This is a genomic window from Stutzerimonas sp. FeSN7 (genome assembly GCF_030263795.1).
Lineage (GTDB): Bacteria > Pseudomonadota > Gammaproteobacteria > Pseudomonadales > Pseudomonadaceae > Stutzerimonas > Stutzerimonas stutzeri.
This window is the reverse complement of record NZ_JARPMN010000001.1, coordinates 1,512,750-1,527,624: the sequence shown is the minus strand read 5'-3', so window position 1 is coordinate 1,527,624 and position 14,875 is coordinate 1,512,750. Positions and strand designations below refer to the sequence as shown.

At 63.9% G+C, this 14,875-nt stretch carries 16 protein-coding genes; 1 reads left to right on the top strand and 15 read right to left on the bottom strand.

The features are described 5' to 3' along the window. Positions 1 to 2 precede the first annotated feature (2 nt). The 3 genes from fleN to flhA form a co-directional block, all read right to left on the bottom strand. Positions 3 to 830 carry a flagellar synthesis regulator FleN gene (gene fleN / locus P5703_RS07130; protein ID WP_013983218.1) on the bottom strand — a complete coding sequence of 276 codons (828 nt, stop codon included), beginning with the start codon at positions 828 to 830 and terminating at the stop codon, positions 3 to 5. A 91-nt stretch (positions 831 to 921) separates the two neighbouring features. Further along, a complete protein-coding gene (gene flhF / locus P5703_RS07125) occupies positions 922 to 2,214 on the bottom strand; it encodes a flagellar biosynthesis GTPase FlhF (protein ID WP_013983219.1) in 1,293 nt (430 codons plus the stop codon). 15 nt (positions 2,215 to 2,229) lie between these two features. Continuing rightward, complete coding sequence (gene flhA / locus P5703_RS07120; RefSeq protein WP_151320052.1) at positions 2,230 to 4,350, bottom strand: flagellar biosynthesis protein FlhA; 2,121 nt, start codon at positions 4,348 to 4,350, stop codon at positions 2,230 to 2,232. Between the two features lie 222 nt (positions 4,351 to 4,572). Here flhA and sodC point away from each other — a divergent pair, with 222 nt between their 5' ends. Beyond that, the gene (gene sodC, locus P5703_RS07115) at positions 4,573 to 5,094 is read left to right on the top strand and encodes a superoxide dismutase family protein (protein WP_011913684.1); all 522 of its coding nucleotides are present in this window, start codon (positions 4,573 to 4,575) and stop codon (positions 5,092 to 5,094) included. 39 nt (positions 5,095 to 5,133) lie between these two features. Here the strand turns inward: sodC and flhB are convergent, their stop codons facing one another. The 12 genes from flhB to P5703_RS07055 form a co-directional block, all read right to left on the bottom strand. Further along, on the bottom strand, positions 5,134 to 6,270 hold the full coding sequence (gene flhB, locus P5703_RS07110) for a flagellar biosynthesis protein FlhB (protein ID WP_279641030.1): 1,137 nt from the start codon (positions 6,268 to 6,270) through the stop codon (positions 5,134 to 5,136). Positions 6,271 to 6,303: 33 nt separating this feature from the next. Beyond that, entirely contained in the window at positions 6,304 to 7,080 is a 777-nt protein-coding gene (gene fliR / locus P5703_RS07105) for a flagellar biosynthetic protein FliR (protein WP_285585954.1), read from the bottom strand. Between the two features lie 4 nt (positions 7,081 to 7,084). Beyond that, the gene (fliQ, locus tag P5703_RS07100; RefSeq protein WP_011913687.1) at positions 7,085 to 7,354 is read right to left on the bottom strand and encodes a flagellar biosynthesis protein FliQ; all 270 of its coding nucleotides are present in this window, start codon (positions 7,352 to 7,354) and stop codon (positions 7,085 to 7,087) included. Between the two features lie 12 nt (positions 7,355 to 7,366). After that, positions 7,367 to 8,143 (bottom strand): flagellar type III secretion system pore protein FliP, encoded by a 777-nt coding sequence (fliP, locus tag P5703_RS07095; protein WP_068506625.1) that lies wholly within the window; start codon positions 8,141 to 8,143, stop codon positions 7,367 to 7,369. Next, a complete protein-coding gene (fliO, locus tag P5703_RS07090; RefSeq protein ID WP_017243980.1) occupies positions 8,143 to 8,562 on the bottom strand; it encodes a flagellar biosynthetic protein FliO in 420 nt (139 codons plus the stop codon). Before fliO ends, fliP begins: the two co-directional genes overlap by 1 nt. A 1-nt stretch (position 8,563) precedes the next feature. Further along, the gene (fliN, locus tag P5703_RS07085) at positions 8,564 to 9,046 is read right to left on the bottom strand and encodes a flagellar motor switch protein FliN (RefSeq protein ID WP_264884992.1); all 483 of its coding nucleotides are present in this window, start codon (positions 9,044 to 9,046) and stop codon (positions 8,564 to 8,566) included. A gap of 40 nt (positions 9,047 to 9,086) precedes the next feature. Beyond that, entirely contained in the window at positions 9,087 to 10,058 is a 972-nt protein-coding gene (gene fliM / locus P5703_RS07080; RefSeq protein WP_013983226.1) for a flagellar motor switch protein FliM, read from the bottom strand. A 13-nt stretch (positions 10,059 to 10,071) separates the two neighbouring features. Further along, the gene (gene fliL, locus P5703_RS07075; RefSeq protein WP_011913692.1) at positions 10,072 to 10,605 is read right to left on the bottom strand and encodes a flagellar basal body-associated protein FliL; all 534 of its coding nucleotides are present in this window, start codon (positions 10,603 to 10,605) and stop codon (positions 10,072 to 10,074) included. A gap of 245 nt (positions 10,606 to 10,850) precedes the next feature. After that, positions 10,851 to 12,080: a flagellar hook-length control protein FliK gene (locus P5703_RS07070; RefSeq protein WP_020307190.1), complete on the bottom strand. Its 1,230-nt coding sequence runs from the start codon at positions 12,078 to 12,080 to the stop codon at positions 10,851 to 10,853. Positions 12,081 to 12,239: 159 nt separating this feature from the next. After that, positions 12,240 to 12,590: an Hpt domain-containing protein gene (locus tag P5703_RS07065; protein ID WP_285585953.1), complete on the bottom strand. Its 351-nt coding sequence runs from the start codon at positions 12,588 to 12,590 to the stop codon at positions 12,240 to 12,242. A gap of 28 nt (positions 12,591 to 12,618) precedes the next feature. Next, positions 12,619 to 14,310 (bottom strand): ATP-binding SpoIIE family protein phosphatase, encoded by a 1,692-nt coding sequence (locus tag P5703_RS07060; protein ID WP_285585952.1) that lies wholly within the window; start codon positions 14,308 to 14,310, stop codon positions 12,619 to 12,621. Between the two features lies 1 nt (position 14,311). Further along, positions 14,312 to 14,617 (bottom strand): STAS domain-containing protein, encoded by a 306-nt coding sequence (locus P5703_RS07055; protein WP_011913696.1) that lies wholly within the window; start codon positions 14,615 to 14,617, stop codon positions 14,312 to 14,314. Positions 14,618 to 14,875 lie beyond the last annotated feature (258 nt).

Below are 14,875 nucleotides of genomic sequence, written 5' to 3'. Positions count from 1 at the left end.
TGTCATTCGTGGCTGGGTGAAGCGGGGCTGATGAGGCGCTCTACGAAGAATTCGAGATGGCCCCGCGGTGTCGCCGGCAGCGGCCAGGTATCGACCTTCTGCGCGATCGCCTTGAAGGCTAGTGCACATTTCGAGCGCGGATACGCTTCATAGACCGCACGCTGTTTCTGTACCGCCTTGCGCACGGCCTCGTCGTAAGGCACGGCGCCGACGTACTGCAATGCGACATCGAGAAACCGTTCGGTAACCTTGGTCAGTTTGGCGAACAGGTTGCGACCTTCTTGCGGCGCATGGGCCATGTTGGCCAGCACGCGGAAGCGGCTGATGCCGTAGTCACGATTGAGCAGCTTGATCAGCGCATAGGCGTCAGTGATCGATGTCGGCTCGTCGGTGACCACCAGCAGCACCTCCTGCGCGGCGCGCACGAAGCTGACCACCGAGTCGCCGATACCGGCCGCGGTGTCGATGATCAGCACGTCGATCTCGTCGCCCATCTCGCTGAATGCCTGGATCAGCCCTGCGTGCTGCAGGGACGACAGTTGCACCATGCTCTGGGTACCGGACGCTGCCGGCACGATGCGAATGCCACCTGGTCCCTGGATGAGCACGTCACGCAGATCGCACTCGCCGGCGATTACATCGGCCAGGGTGCGCTTGCTGGTCAGACCCAGCAGCACGTCGACGTTGGCCAAGCCGAGGTCGGCGTCGAGCAGCACCACGCGCCGACCGAGATCGGCCAGGGCCAGCGCCAGATTGACCGACACGTTGGTCTTGCCGACGCCACCCTTGCCGCCGGTCACCGCAATCACCTGTACGGGATGCATACCCATGTTCACACGCCTATACCTTGCTGGGGCCTTTCGGCCGGCGATGCGCACGCAGGGCACGCATCTGATTCATTCTGGTACCGCTGTCGCCACATCATCCAGCCCGCCGTGACGAACCGTTGTACAACCCGGCGAACATATCGGCCATGGTTTCCTCGCTCGGTTCCTCGCCGGATTGCAAACTCACCGCACGGCTCACCAGCTGATGGCTACGCGGCAGATGCAGGTCGTCCGGAATGCGCGGGCCGTCCGCGAGGTAGGCTATCGGCAAGTGCTGGCTGATTGTGAGCCCGAGCACATCACCGAGGCTGCCCGCCTCATCCAACTTGGTCAGAATACAGCCAGCCAGGCCGCAACGACGATAGTTGTGCCATGCCGCCTTGAGCACCTGGCTCTGGCTGGTTGCCGCCAGCACCAGGTAATTCTTCGATTTGACACCCTTGTCCGAAAGCGCCTGCAGCTGCATGCGCAGCGTCGGATCGCTGGCGGGCAGGCCGGCAGTGTCGATCAGGATCACCCGCTTGCGCGCCAGCGAAGCCAGCGACTTGCTCAGGGGCTCGCTCGGATCGAGTTGCAGCACCGGTACGTCGAGGATGCGGCCAAGCGTCTTGAGCTGCTCCTGGGCGCCGATGCGGTAGTTGTCCATGCTCGCCAGAGCGATGCTCTGCGCGCCGTACTTCAGCACATAGCGAGCGGCAAGCTTGGCCAGCGTGGTGGTCTTGCCAACGCCCGCGGGCCCGACCAGGGCAATCACCCCGCCCTCTTCCAGCGGCTCGTTCTTGCTGACCTTGATGGCCTGCGCCAGATGCGCCAGAACCATCCGCCAGGCCTGACGCGCATCAGTGATGGCGGCGACCTTGTCCAGCAGGCTGCGCGACAGTTCCGCCGGCAGACCCAGACGCTGCAGGCGACGCCACAGGCCTGCCTGCTGCGGGCGGCGGCTCTGCTCCTGGCCCCAGGCGATCGAACCGAGCTGCACTTCGATCAGCTCGCGCAGCCCGTGCAGTTCCGAATACATCGCCTCGATCGCGCGGGCGTCCACCGCAGCGGCCGGCTCGGCCACCGCGGCAGGTTGCGGCTTGCTCGCCGCAGCGGCTGGCTTCTCGTCAACCAGTTGACGATCCTGCATCTTCGCGCGGGGTGCGGCACTCAGCTCGGCATGGGCACTGGCCAGGCGCGACTGCGTCTTGCGCAATTCGGCCTCCAGCGCAGCATTCGGCTTGGCTGCCGCCGGCGCGGACTGCATCGGGTAGTCGAGGACAGCCGTCAGCTCGACGCCGCCGGCGACCCGGCGATTGCCGATGATCACGGCATCGGCGCCCAGCTCGTCACGCACCATTTTCATGGCGATGCGCATATCGGCGGCGAAGAAACGTTTGACCTGCATGGCCTGCACCCTCGGTTAATTCTGACCCACCGTCGAGACGATGGTGACCTGCTTGTTGTCCGGTATTTCCTGGTAGGCCAGAACATGGATGTTCGGCACCGCCAGACGCGCAAATCGCGACAGCATCGCCCTGACCGGGCCGGCCACCAGCAGAATCGCTGGCTTGCCGAGCATTTCTTGACGCTGTGCCGCTTCTACCAGGGACCGTTGCAACTTTTCGGCCATTCCGGGCTCGAGCAAAATGCCGTCGTCGGAGCCCTGATTGGCCTTCTGCAAGCTATTGAGCAAGATCTGTTCCAACCGGGGCTCGAGGGTGATCACAGGGAGCTCCGGCTCTAGTCCCACAACGTTTTGCACGATTGCGCGCGACAGCGCGACACGGACCGCGGCCACCATTGCGGCGGGATCTTGACTCTTGGCGGCCACGTTAGCGATGGCCTCGGCGATGGTGCGGATGTCGCGTACCGGCACCTGCTCCTGCAGCAGCGCCTGCAGCACCTTGAGCAGCGTCGAAAGCGACACCATGCCCGGCACCAGCTCCTCGGCCAGCTTGGGCGAACTCTTGGCCAGCAGCTGCAGCAGCTGCTGGACCTCTTCATGCCCGAGCAGCTCATGGGCATGCTTGTGCAGAACCTGGTTGAGGTGCGTGGCGACGACGGTACTCGCATCCACCACGGTATAGCCGAGCGACTGCGCCTGGTCGCGCTGGCTCGCTTCGATCCAGACAGCCTCCAGACCGAACGCCGGATCCCTGGCGGCGATACCGTTGAGCGGACCGAACACCTGCCCCGGGTTGATCGCCAGCTCGCGATCCGGGTAGACCTCGGCTTCGGCCAGGCTCACCCCCATCAGCGTCAGTCGATAGGCGTTGGGCAGCAGGTCGAGGTTGTCGCGGATATGCACCGACGGCATGAGAAAACCCAGATCCTGCGAAAGCTTCTTGCGAACGCCCTTGATGCGCGCCAACAGCTGGCCACCCTGGTTGCGATCCACCAGCGGAATCAGGCGATAACCCACTTCCAGACCGACCATGTCCACCGGAGTCACATCGTCCCAGCCAAGCTCCTTGGTCTCGGCCGCGCGCTGGGCCGGCAACATCTCCTGCTGCTTCTGCACTTCCTGCTCGGTCTTCTTGACCGCCTGCTTCTGCCGATGCCAGATCCAGTAGGCGCCAGCGGCGGCAGCCGCCCCGAGACTCAGAAAGGAGAAATGCGGCATGCCCGGCACCAGGCCCATTGCGATCATGATCGCCGCCGACACGGCCAGCGCCTTGGGAGAAGCGAACATCTGCCGCTGCACCTGCTGCCCCATGTCCTCGGAACTGGTCACGCGGGTAACCATGATCGCCGCCGCCGTCGACAGCAGCAGCGATGGAATCTGCGCCACCAGACCGTCACCGATGGTCAGCAGCGCGTACACCTGGCCGGCCTCGCTGAAGCTCATCTGGTGCTGCGCGATACCGATGGCGATACCACCGATGAGGTTGATGAACAGGATCAGCAGGCCGGCGATCGCATCGCCGCGGACGAACTTCGAGGCACCGTCCATGGAGCCGTAGAAGTCGGCTTCCGAAGACACCTCGGAGCGACGTTTCTTGGCTTCTTCCTGGTCGATGAGGCCGGCGTTGAGGTCGGCGTCGATCGCCATCTGCTTGCCAGGCATGGCATCGAGGGTGAAACGCGCGCTGACTTCCGAGATGCGGCCGGCACCCTTGGTCACCACGACGAAGTTGATGATCATCAGGATCGCGAACACCACGATACCGACGACGTAGTTGCCACCGATCACCACATTGCCGAAGGCTTCGATCACATGGCCGGCAGCGGAGCCGCCTTCATGGCCGTTGATCAACACCACCCGCGTCGACGCCACGTTCAACGCCAGACGCATCAGCGTGGCGACCAGCAGAATCGTCGGGAACACCGCGAAATCCAGCGGGCGCAACGCATAGACGCTGACCAGCAGCACGACGATTGACAGCGCGATGTTGAAGGTGAACAGCAGATCCAGGAGGAACGGCGGCACCGACAGCATCATCATGCCCATCATCACGAGCAGCAGCAGCGGCACGCCGAGGTTGCCGCGCCCCGCGCCCGTCAGGCCGTTGCGAATATTGATGAGTTGCGTGCGATCCAACCTAGCCCCCGGGGATACAGAACGAATTCTTGACGCGACAAGCGTCCTGCCGGGGTTATAGCAAGAAGGAGTCCAACTTCGACGGCCCGTCGCAGAGCCCGCCGCACGGTCTGCCCCCAGGCCATACCCACGAGCCGCCGCACCAGCGAACGCCACCGACAACTGGCAGTCACACTAGCAACCGGCGACAGCCCGTCGCCGTTTGTACAAAGGAGCTTTCAGATGAAACAGTGGATCATCGCCGCGCTGGCCGGCTGCACTGCCCTCGCCGCCCAGGCGGAAACCCTGAGCGTCAAGGTCAACGCCGTCACCGCCCAGGGCATTGGCGAATCCGTGGGCAGCGTAAAGATCGAGAGCAGCGAGTACGGCCTGGTGTTTCGCCCCGAGCTGACCGGGCTGCAGGCCGGCCTGCACGGCTTTCATATCCACGCCAAAGGCAGCTGCGAGCCGGCCGAGGTAGACGGCAAGCCGACTGCCGCCGGTGCCGCCGCCGGCCACTGGGATCCGAAGAACACCGGTAAGCATGGCGAGCCCTGGGGTGATGGACATATGGGCGACCTGCCAGCGCTCTACGTAGACAGCGACGGCAAGGCCAGCCAGCCGGTACTGGCGCCGCGCCTGAAGAGCCTGGGTGACATCAAGGGCCTGGCGCTGATGGTCCATCAGGGCGGCGACAATCACTCCGACCATCCGCAGCCCCTGGGCGGTGGCGGCGCACGTGTCGCCTGCGGCGTAATCGAATAAGCGCAGTGGCCGGGCGACGCCGCCAGTCGCCTGGCCGGATCACTCGTCGCGACGCAGGTCGGGCGGAATCGGCAGATTGTTCAACGGGTCGGGGCGGCGTCCCTTGCCCGAGCGGTACTGACGCAACTGATAGACGTACGCCAGCACCTGCGCCACCGCCAGGTAGAGACCAGCCGGGATTTCCTGGTCCAGTTCGGTGGAGTAATAGACCGCCCGCGCCAGCGCCGGCGATTCCAGCACCGTCACCTTGTGCTCCTGGGCGATTTCACGAATCTTCAGCGCCACGAAGTCGCCACCCTTGGCCACTAGCCGCGGTGCACCGCCCTTGTCGCCGTCGTATTTCAGCGCGACGGCGAAGTGCGTCGGGTTGGTGATCACCACGTCGGCCTCGGGCACCGCCTGCATCATGCGCCGCTGCGCAGCCTCACGCTGCAGCTGGCGGATGCGCGACTTGACCTCCGGCTTGCCCTCGGAATCCTTGTATTCGTCCTTGACCTCCTGCTTGGTCATCATCAGCTTCTGCTTGTTGTCCCAAAGCTGGAACGGCACGTCCACCGCCGCGATGATGATCAGCCCGCAGGCCATCCACAGGGCGCACCAGCCGACGATCTCGACGCTGTGCATGATGGCGAGGTCCAGCGGCTGCTTGGCGATGGACAGCAGGTCGTCCTGATACGCCGACAACACCAGCAGCGCAACGCTGAGCACGACGAGGAACTTGCCCAGCGCCTTCAGCAGCTCGACCAACGCTTGAGTGGAAAACATGCGTTTAAGGCCGGCCGCTGGATTCATCCTGCTGACCTTGGGCGCCATCGCCTTGGCCGAGAACAGCCAGCCGCCCAGTGCCACCGGGCCGACAATCGATGCGATCAACAATGCGATCAGCAGGGGCATGATCGCCTCCAGCGCCATCAGACCGCTGCCCATCAACAGACTCGCCATGGAGCCCTCGTCCAGCAGCGTTTCGCGGCTGAGCTCGAACGTGCCCTGCATCATGGCCATCAGGGCTTGCGCCAGGCCCCCACCGGACGCCAGCAACCCGCCGATACCACCCAGCGTTACCGCCACCGTGCTGAGTTCGCGGGAACGTGCCAGCTGCCCTTTCTCGCGTGATTCGCGCAGGCGTTTCTCTGTGGGTTCCTCGCTTTTGTCGGCGCCGCTTTCGCTCTCAGCCATGCGCGACCTCCGTCAGGTACAGGGCCCGGTTCATCAGCGTGCCCCCGCCAGCTCGCGCAGCATCATCAGTGCCTCGCTGACGAATATCTGGTATTGGGCGAAGATATCGGCCATACCGATCCAGACGATGAACAGGCCGAGCACCAGGGTCAGCGGAAAGCCAATGGAGAAGATGTTCAACTGCGGCGCCGCACGGGTCATCAGGCCGAACGCGAGGTTGACCACCAGCAGCGCGGTGATCGCCGGCAGCACCAGCAACAAGCCGGCACCCAGTACCCAGCCCAACTTGCCGGCCACTTCCCAGAAGTGATTGGTCGACAGGCCAGCCCCTACCGGCAAGGTGACGAAGCTCTCGGCGAGGATCTCCAGCACCACCAGATGACCGTTGACCGAGAGGAACAGCAGGATCACCAGCATGTTGAAGAACTGGCCGAGCACCGGCACGGAGATGCCGTTGGCCGGGTCGACCATGGAGGCGAAGCCCAGGCCCATCTGCATGGCGAGCAGCTGACCCGAGACGATGAAGACATGGAAGAACAGCTGCAGGACGAAACCGAACATCACGCCGATCAGCAGCTGTTCGGCGATCAGTAGCAGCGAAGCCAGGCTCAGGGATTCGACCACCGGCATCGGCGGCAGGGTCGGCACCAGAACCAGGGCGATGGCCAGCGCCAGATACAACCGCACGCGCACCGGCACCAGCTGGGTGCCAATCAGCGGCATGCTCATCAGCAACGCGGCGATGCGAAACAGCGGCAGGAGGAACTGCCCTACCCAGCCGCCGATCTGCGCATTGCTCAGCTCAAGCACGCGCCTACCCGATCAGCAACGGAATGTTGTGCACGAGGTTCTGGGTGTACTCCATCAGCTCGCGCACCAGCCACGGGCCGGCCCAGATCAGCGTCAACAGCATGACGAGCAGGCGCGGCAGAAAGCTCAGGGTCTGCTCGTTGATCTGCGTCGCCGCCTGGAACATCGCCACCACCAGACCGACCAGCAGGCTGGGCACCACCAGCACGCCGACGATCATCGCGGTCATCCAGAGGCCTTCACGAAACAGGTCCACCGCCACTTCTGGAGTCATCTGCGTCCTTCCCTAAAGCGTGCCGAAGCTGCCGGCCAGGGTGCCGATGATCAGCCCCCAGCCGTCCACCAGCACGAACAGCATGATCTTGAACGGCAGCGAGATGATCAGCGGCGACAGCATCATCATGCCCATCGCCATCAGCACGCTGGCCACCACCATGTCGATGATCAGGAACGGAATGAAGATCATGAAACCGATCTGAAACGCTGTTTTCAGCTCGGAGGTCACGAACGCCGGGACCAGGATGGTCATCGGTGCGGCTTCCGGCGAGGGGATGTCGGTGCGCTGCGACAGCCGCACGAATAGCTCCAGGTCGCTCTCGCGGGTCTGCGCCAGCATGAAGTTCTTCAGCGGTACTTCGGCGCGGGCGATCGCCTCCTGTGCCGGAATCTGCTCGCTCAGATAGGGCTGCAGCGCGTCCTGGTTAATCCGGTCGAACACCGGCGCCATGATGAACAGCGTGAGGAACAGCGTCAGGCCGATGAGGATCTGGTTCGACGGCGTCTGTTGCAGCCCCAGTGCCTGACGCAGGATCGAGAAGACGATGATGATCCGGGTGAAGCTGGTCATCAGCATGACGAACGCCGGGATGAAGCTCAGCGCCGTCATGATCAGCAGGATCTGCAGACTGACCGAATACTCCTGCTGCCCCTCGGCATCGGTGGTCAGGGTGATCGCCGGGATCGACAGCGGATTGTTGCCCTGCGCCAGGATGCCGGAAGGCTCCTGCGCCATGGCCAGAGGGCCGACCAGCATCAGCGTGGCCAGCAGCAGAATGCGCAACATCAAGGCTTGTCCTTGTGATCCTTGCCGAGCAGCTCCATCAGACGCTGGGCGAATTCAGGGTTGGCCGGCTCGGCATCCGGCAGGTGCACCGGCTCGCGCATCACATGCAGCGGCGTGATGCGCCCGCCACTCAGGCCGACGAGAATCTGCTCGCCACCGACCTGCACCAGCACCAGCCGCTCACGCGGCCCCAGCGCCTGGCTGGAGACCAGCTTGATCACCTGGGCGCCACGCGGATTGAGCTGCTGTACACGGCGCAGCAGCCAGGCCAGCAGAAAGATCAGGCCGATCACCAGTAGCAGGCCGAGCAACAGCTTGCTCAGCTGCGCACCCATGCTCGCGCTGCTCATGCTCGTTGCCGGCTCCGCCGCCCACACCGGAAGCGCCACGAGCGCGGCCAGAATTGCCAGGCCACGCATGTCAGCGCAAGTTCTTGATGCGTTCGGTGGGGCTGATCACATCGGTCAGCCGGATACCGAACTTCTCGTTGACCACCACCACTTCGCCGTGGGCGATCAGCGTCCCATTGACCAGTACGTCCAGTGGCTCGCCGGCCAGTCGATCGAGCTCCACCACCGAGCCCTGATTGAGCTGCAGCAGATTGCGGATGCTGATCTCGGTACTGCCGACCTCCATCGAAATCGATACGGGAATGTCGAGGATGACGTCCAGGTTCGGGCCGTCCAGCCCCAGCTGCATACCATTGGATTTCGGCGCGCTGGCGAAATCCTCCAGCGGCGCGCGCGGCGCCGCGGGTGCGGCGGGCGCCGCCGCTGTCGGCCCCTGGTTGAGCAGCGCATCGATATCGTCCTGGGAGGCATCGCCCGCCTCGGCCAGAGCCGCGGCCCACTCGTCGGCCAGCGCCTGTTCCTCGGGAGATGTAGTGTCGCGTTCGTCTGCCATCGCTAATCCTCGATCGGCTCGAATTGAGTAAAGGGCTGGTTCAGCGTGGGCGAACCACGGGTTCCAGCACCTGCAATGCCAGGTTGCCCTTGTGGGCACCCAGCTTGACCTTGAAGGCCGGCATGCCATTGGCGCGCATGATCATGTCTTCCGGCATTTCCACGGGAATCACATCGCCGGGCTGCATGTTGAGAATGTCGCGCAGCTTGAGCTGGCGGCGCACAACCGTCGCGCCCAGCGGAACATTGACGTCCAGGATGTCCTCGCGCAGGGCCTTTACCCAGCGCTCGTCCTGGTCGCTGACATCGGACTGGAAACCGGCATCGAGCATCTCGCGGATCGGCTCGATCATCGAATAGGGCATGGTCACGTGCAGATCGCCGCCGCCACTGTCCAGCTCGATGTGGAAGGTGGACACCACCACCACCTCGCTGGGGCTGACGATGTTGGCCAGCGCCGGGTTCACCTCCGAGTTGACGTACTCGAAGTTGACGTCCAGCACCGCGTGCCAGGCTTCCTTCAGATCGGCAAAGGCCTGATCCAGCACCATGCGCACGACGCGCAGCTCGGTCGGGGTGAACTCGCGGCCCTCGATCTTGGCGTGGCGCCCGTCACCTCCGAAGAAATTGTCCACCAGCTTGAATACCAGCTTGGCGTCGAGGATGAACAATGCCGTGCCACGCAGCGGCTTCATCTTCACCAGGTTGAGGCTGGTCGGCACGTACAGCGAATGCACGTACTCGCCGAACTTCATCACCTGGACGCCGCCCACCGAGACATCGGCCGAGCGGCGCAACAGGTTGAACATGCTGATGCGGGTATAACGGGCGAAACGCTCGTTGATCATCTCCAGCGTGGGCATGCGCCCGCGCACGATACGGTCCTGACTGGTCAGGTCGTAGCTCTTGATGGACCCCGGCTCGGAATCGCTTTCGGTATCCACCAGACCGTCGTCGACCCCGTGCAGGAGCGCATCGATCTCGTCTTGCGAGAGCAGGTCTTGAACAGCCATCTGCGGCAGCCTTCTATTGCAATACGAAGTTGGTGAAAAGCACTTGCTCGATGGCAAGCTTGCCAATTTCCTTCTGCGCCAGCTCCTGCACGCTGGCAGTCGCCTGCTGACGCAGCATCTCCTTGCCTACCGGCGTTTTCAACGCCTCGAAATCCTGGCTGGACAGCAGCATGACCAGACGATTGCGCAACAGCGGCATGTGCACCTTGAGCGCATCCAGTGCCGCCTGATCACGCGACATCAAAGCGATGCTCACCTGCATGTAGCGCTGCCGCCCCTTGTGGTTGAAGTTGACCACGAACGCCGGCATGAGCACCTCGTAGATGGCCGGCTGCTTGCCGGAAACGGTAGTCGCCGCCTCCTGCGTCTTGCTGCCTTCCAGATCGTCGCCCTTGCTCATGAAGTACAGGGTGCCGCCCACGGAAAGTCCTACGGCCACCAACATGGCGACCACGATCAGGATGATGAGTTTCAGTCGCCCCTTGCCCGCTGGCGCCGCATCCGGCCCGGTGGGCGGCACCGCTGCGGGAGCCTGTTTCTTAGCCATGCCAAATATCCGTCATCAACAGCGTTTCGTTGTGGGTTTTGCGAGTTCGGAGCAACAGCTGTGCCAACGTCCTTTCGCCGGCACGGCTACGGCGCCAGCCAAATGCTGCTCGGACAAGGTATCAGGAAATCGAAGACGGCAACCTCTGCGCCAGGCCCGGGACCGCGACAAGCACGACGGGCGGCGACAGGCCGGCGCCAGCCTCGAGGCTACGCCGGCGTCGGAAGATATTGGCGGGGGGCGCCTTAGGCGTAGTAATCCACCAGGCCACGATCGCCCGTGGCCCGGTTGCTGGCGATCTCGCTGACACCGGCCTGCAGTTCTTCTTCGGCCTCTGCCGAAGCTCCGCCGCGCGACGAACCACCCTCGCCACCGCCCTGCCAGCCGCGGGCCTGGGACTGATCGGAGACGTTGACATCCATCAGGTTCATGCCCTGCTGGGTGAACATTTCGCGCAAGCGCTGCATCTGGCCTTCAAGGGCCTCACGCACACCGGCATGAGGGCTGAGGAATGTCACCTGGGCCTGATCCTTGGTCAGATCTATCCGCACTTCCATGCGACCAAGCTCAGCCGGATCGAGCTGGATCTCGGCCGACTTCAAGTTCTGGCTGGACAGCCACATCACCCGATCCACCACTGCCTCGCTCCAGCCGGCCTGCTGCATCTGCACCGGCTGGCCAGGAACCAGGGCCGGTCGCTGCGGCTGCTGGACCTGCTGGGCGATGGCCTGGCTCAACGGGTTCAGGCGAGCCGCAGCTGGGTCTGCGGAACTCGAGCTGCGGCTCTCCTTCGGCCCCTCGAGGCTTTCCAGAAGCTCCTTGGTTGTCAGCTCCAGCTCTGGCTCTTCAGGCGTATCGGCGGACTGGCCGGCCAATAGACTGGCGAAACCGTCATCCACTTCGGCCTTTGCCTGAGCGTCCACGAGCGGGTTCTGTGGTTGTGCCTGGACGGCCTTCGGCAGCGCGCTCGACGCTTCGTCCAGCGTCGGCAGCCCCGCAGAGAGTGTCTCCTCCATCGTCTGATCAATGGCGGCAGCAATCGGCGGCTGCGCGACCGGCAAGCCGGACAGAAGCGTCTCACCGCCTGCATCCGTCGCCGGTTGTACGTCTTCCGCGGGCACCAACTGGGCGCCCAGACCGAGCAGCAGCAATGGGTCGAGCTCGCTGTCGGGCGCCTCGTCCGTCACTGTTTCGGCAGGCAAGGTATTGCCGCTCTCGGCAACCGCCGGCTTTTCGTCACTGGTTGCGCCGGCGGCCTCTTGCCGCCCCTTGTCCTCGACGGACTTGTCACGAGCGCCATCGTTGCGCGCGGGTCGGTCGACCGGCTTGGCCTGGCGCTCCTTGGCGTAGACATCGGAAAAGCTGGCGTTGCCGTTGTCCCGACCGTCGCGCGGCGTATCAGGCGCCTTGGTCGCGGCTTTGGGTCGCGCATCGACGGTCGGGGATTTGAGCAACAGGTCGGGGGAAACGGCCATGAGGAGATTCCGCTACGGATGGATCGTGGCGGGAAACGGAGCAAGTTCCGGGCCAGCGTAGCGATGCCCTGTCGGAACAAGCTGAACCGCGCGCTTGACGGGCAGGTTCGGCCGCATCGCCTGGCCGGCGACGAGCGGCTGCGTCAGAGAATTGGCCGCTCAGCCGTAGCGCTGGCGCTCGGCACGAAACAGGATGCCGATGATGGCGAACTCGCGCTCGATGGACTCGATGAGCGCCGGCGCCTTGCCCAGCTGCTCCTCCCGAGCCGCCGTTTCCAGCTCCTGACACAATTCGGCCAGCAGGGTCGCACCCATGTTGCTGCAGCTGCCTTTGAAACTGTGTGCGGCACGGCGCAGCGCCTCGGCCTGGTCAGCCTGACATGCCTGGCGAAGCAGCCGAACCCGCTCTTCGGAATCGGCGAGAAAGGTATCCAGCAGCGCCGGGTACTCACCCTCCATCACGTCCTGCAGCGTGGCGAGCACGGCACTATCGAGATGAGTGTTGGTCACCGGGACACTCCTGATTCAAAGGGCCGGATTATGCCTCAGGCGGCCAGCTGAACTCTACGCTCAGACCTCGCCCGTCCGGCCGCCACTCGAACCCATCGCTCAGCTCGCGCACCAGGTGCAAGCCGCGCCCACTGAACTGGTCTCGGCCGAGCCCGAGCCGCAATGCCCGGGCCACATCGAACCCGCTGCCGCTGTCGCTGATAGCGACCCGCAATCGTCCGCCCTGCGGGCCGGTCTTGATGCTCAGCTCGAGGTGCACATGGCCCTCGGCAAGCGTCTGCAAACGCTGCTGACGCAACTCGTAGTAGCGCTTGAAGCCGTCCCCATCGCACTTGAGGGTCGAATCGAGCCCCAGCACGCCGTGCTCCAGCGCATTGGAATAGAGTTCGCCAAGCACTGTATAGATCTGACCGGCACGCGGACGCAGCTGGTTGACCTGCAAGAGAACTTGCAGCACGGAGGGCAGCGGATTGCCGCCACGCAGGCTGTCGGCGCGCAGTTCGATCCGAAACGACCAATCCATTGGACGTACACGACTTGCCGAAACCGGCGCCGCCAGCGGCATCGGCACCGCTTCGTCACTGACCACGACCTCGACCAGGCTCAAATCGTCGTGGGGCTGGCCATGAAAGTCGAGCAGCGCCTGCTCGATCTCGTCGAACAACCGCGACGGATCGCGGTTGGCAGCCAGGGCGGCCAGCAGACGCTGCTCACCGAACAGCTCGTCGTCGGCATTGCGGCTCTCCACGACCCCATCGGAAAGCAGCAGAAGCCGATCGCCCGGCGCCACAGGATAGTGTTCGAACTTGTCATCCAGCTTCGCAGCCGAGACGACGCCCAGCGGTAGATGCCGTGACACCAGCGGGGTCTGCCGACCATCCGCCGAAATCAGGTAGCCATCAGGAAGACCGCCGTTCCACACGCGTAAACGCCCCTGCTTGGGGTCGATGTCCAGCAGCGTTGCGCAGCAGAACATCTCCACCGGCAGGATCTGTTTGAGCTTGGCATTCATCTCGCGAAGGATGTCGTTGCTCGAATGGCCCTTGGCGGTCATGCCATAGAAGGTTTCCGCCAGCGGCATGGCGCCGATCGCCGCTGGCAGTCCATGGCCGGTGAAATCACCGAGCAGAACGAACATCTGCCCTGCCGGCGCCTGCGCAGCCAGCAGCAGATCGCCGTTGAACAGCGCCTGGGGTGATTGTCGGTAACGGATGTTAGGCGCGCTGAGACAGCCAGCATGGGCAACCTTGTCGAAGATCGCCTTGGCCGCGCGATGCTCGTCGAGCAGCTGCTGGTTGCGCCGGACGATCAGATCGCGCTGCTCGAGCACGGTCGCCTGCAGACGGCGCAGGCGATGCATGGCCTGGATCTTGGCTTCGAGAATGATCGGGTTGTAGGGCTTGGCGATAAAGTCGTCACCCCCTGCCTCGAGGCAACTGACCAGCGCCTGATGCTCGGTCAGCGAAGTCAGGAAGATGATTGGCACCAGCTCGTCGCCGGCCAACTGCTTGATGCGCCGGGCCGCCTCGAAGCCATCCATCACAGGCATCAGCGCGTCCATGAGCACCAGCTGCGGTTTCTCCCGCTCGAACAGCTGTACCGCTTCAAGACCATCGGCGGCGGTGAGCACGCGATGCCCCTGCTTGGCGACGATGGTCGAAAGCAGCATCCGATCGACCGGGCTGTCCTCGGCGATCAGGATCGTCAGCCCCACGGGCATGTCAGGCGATCACGAACAGCTGTTCGAAGTTGGATACCGAGAGGATCTTGCGCACGTCGGGGCTGCAGTTGAGCAGGCGAATGTCGGCTTCGTCGCCCCCGGCATGGTCACGCAGCAGCAGCAGCATGCCCAGCGCCGAGCTGTCCATGTAGGTGGTGCCCTGCAGATTCACCACATAACGCTGCGGGCTCACGTCCTGACGCTGGTAGGCGTCGCGGAAGGCCTGATGCGCATTGAAGTCGAAGCGTCCGCTGATGGCTATGGTCAGCTCCTGCCCATCTGCCGAAGGCTGCGAGGTAATGGTCATGTGGCACTCCCTGATCCGGAACATCTCGACGGCCGCTTCGTTGGCAGCCATCGTTGATTATGCGAGTTGGGCAGCCGCACACCGGCTGAAAAGGCAGCGATCCAGGCCAGCGAACTGACAGGGCGGGACCGAACCGCTATTCATAACCCGATCGGCGACCGCCGCGTTGAACGGGTGAAGATTTATCATTCAAGCCTCGGCGCGGCAAGCACGAATCCCGCCGGAGCCGCCTCGTGCTGCCGCGAAACAGAGCCGGTG

Coding starts and splice junctions, on each gene's coding strand:
- fleN (WP_013983218.1), bottom strand. CDS start 830: ATGGGTATGCATCCCGTACAGGTGATTGCGGTGACCGGCGGCAAGGGT.
- flhF (WP_013983219.1), bottom strand. CDS start 2,214: ATGCAGGTCAAACGTTTCTTCGCCGCCGATATGCGCATCGCCATGAAA.
- sodC (WP_011913684.1), top strand. CDS start 4,573: ATGAAACAGTGGATCATCGCCGCGCTGGCCGGCTGCACTGCCCTCGCC.
- flhB (WP_279641030.1), bottom strand. CDS start 6,270: ATGGCTGAGAGCGAAAGCGGCGCCGACAAAAGCGAGGAACCCACAGAG.
- fliQ (WP_011913687.1), bottom strand. CDS start 7,354: ATGACTCCAGAAGTGGCGGTGGACCTGTTTCGTGAAGGCCTCTGGATG.
- fliP (WP_068506625.1), bottom strand. CDS start 8,143: ATGTTGCGCATTCTGCTGCTGGCCACGCTGATGCTGGTCGGCCCTCTG.
- fliO (WP_017243980.1), bottom strand. CDS start 8,562: ATGCGTGGCCTGGCAATTCTGGCCGCGCTCGTGGCGCTTCCGGTGTGG.
- fliN (WP_264884992.1), bottom strand. CDS start 9,046: ATGGCAGACGAACGCGACACTACATCTCCCGAGGAACAGGCGCTGGCC.
- fliM (WP_013983226.1), bottom strand. CDS start 10,058: ATGGCTGTTCAAGACCTGCTCTCGCAAGACGAGATCGATGCGCTCCTG.
- fliL (WP_011913692.1), bottom strand. CDS start 10,605: ATGGCTAAGAAACAGGCTCCCGCAGCGGTGCCGCCCACCGGGCCGGAT.
- P5703_RS07070 (WP_020307190.1), bottom strand. CDS start 12,080: ATGGCCGTTTCCCCCGACCTGTTGCTCAAATCCCCGACCGTCGATGCG.
- P5703_RS07060 (WP_285585952.1), bottom strand. CDS start 14,310: ATGCCCGTGGGGCTGACGATCCTGATCGCCGAGGACAGCCCGGTCGAT.
- P5703_RS07055 (WP_011913696.1), bottom strand. CDS start 14,617: ATGACCATTACCTCGCAGCCTTCGGCAGATGGGCAGGAGCTGACCATA.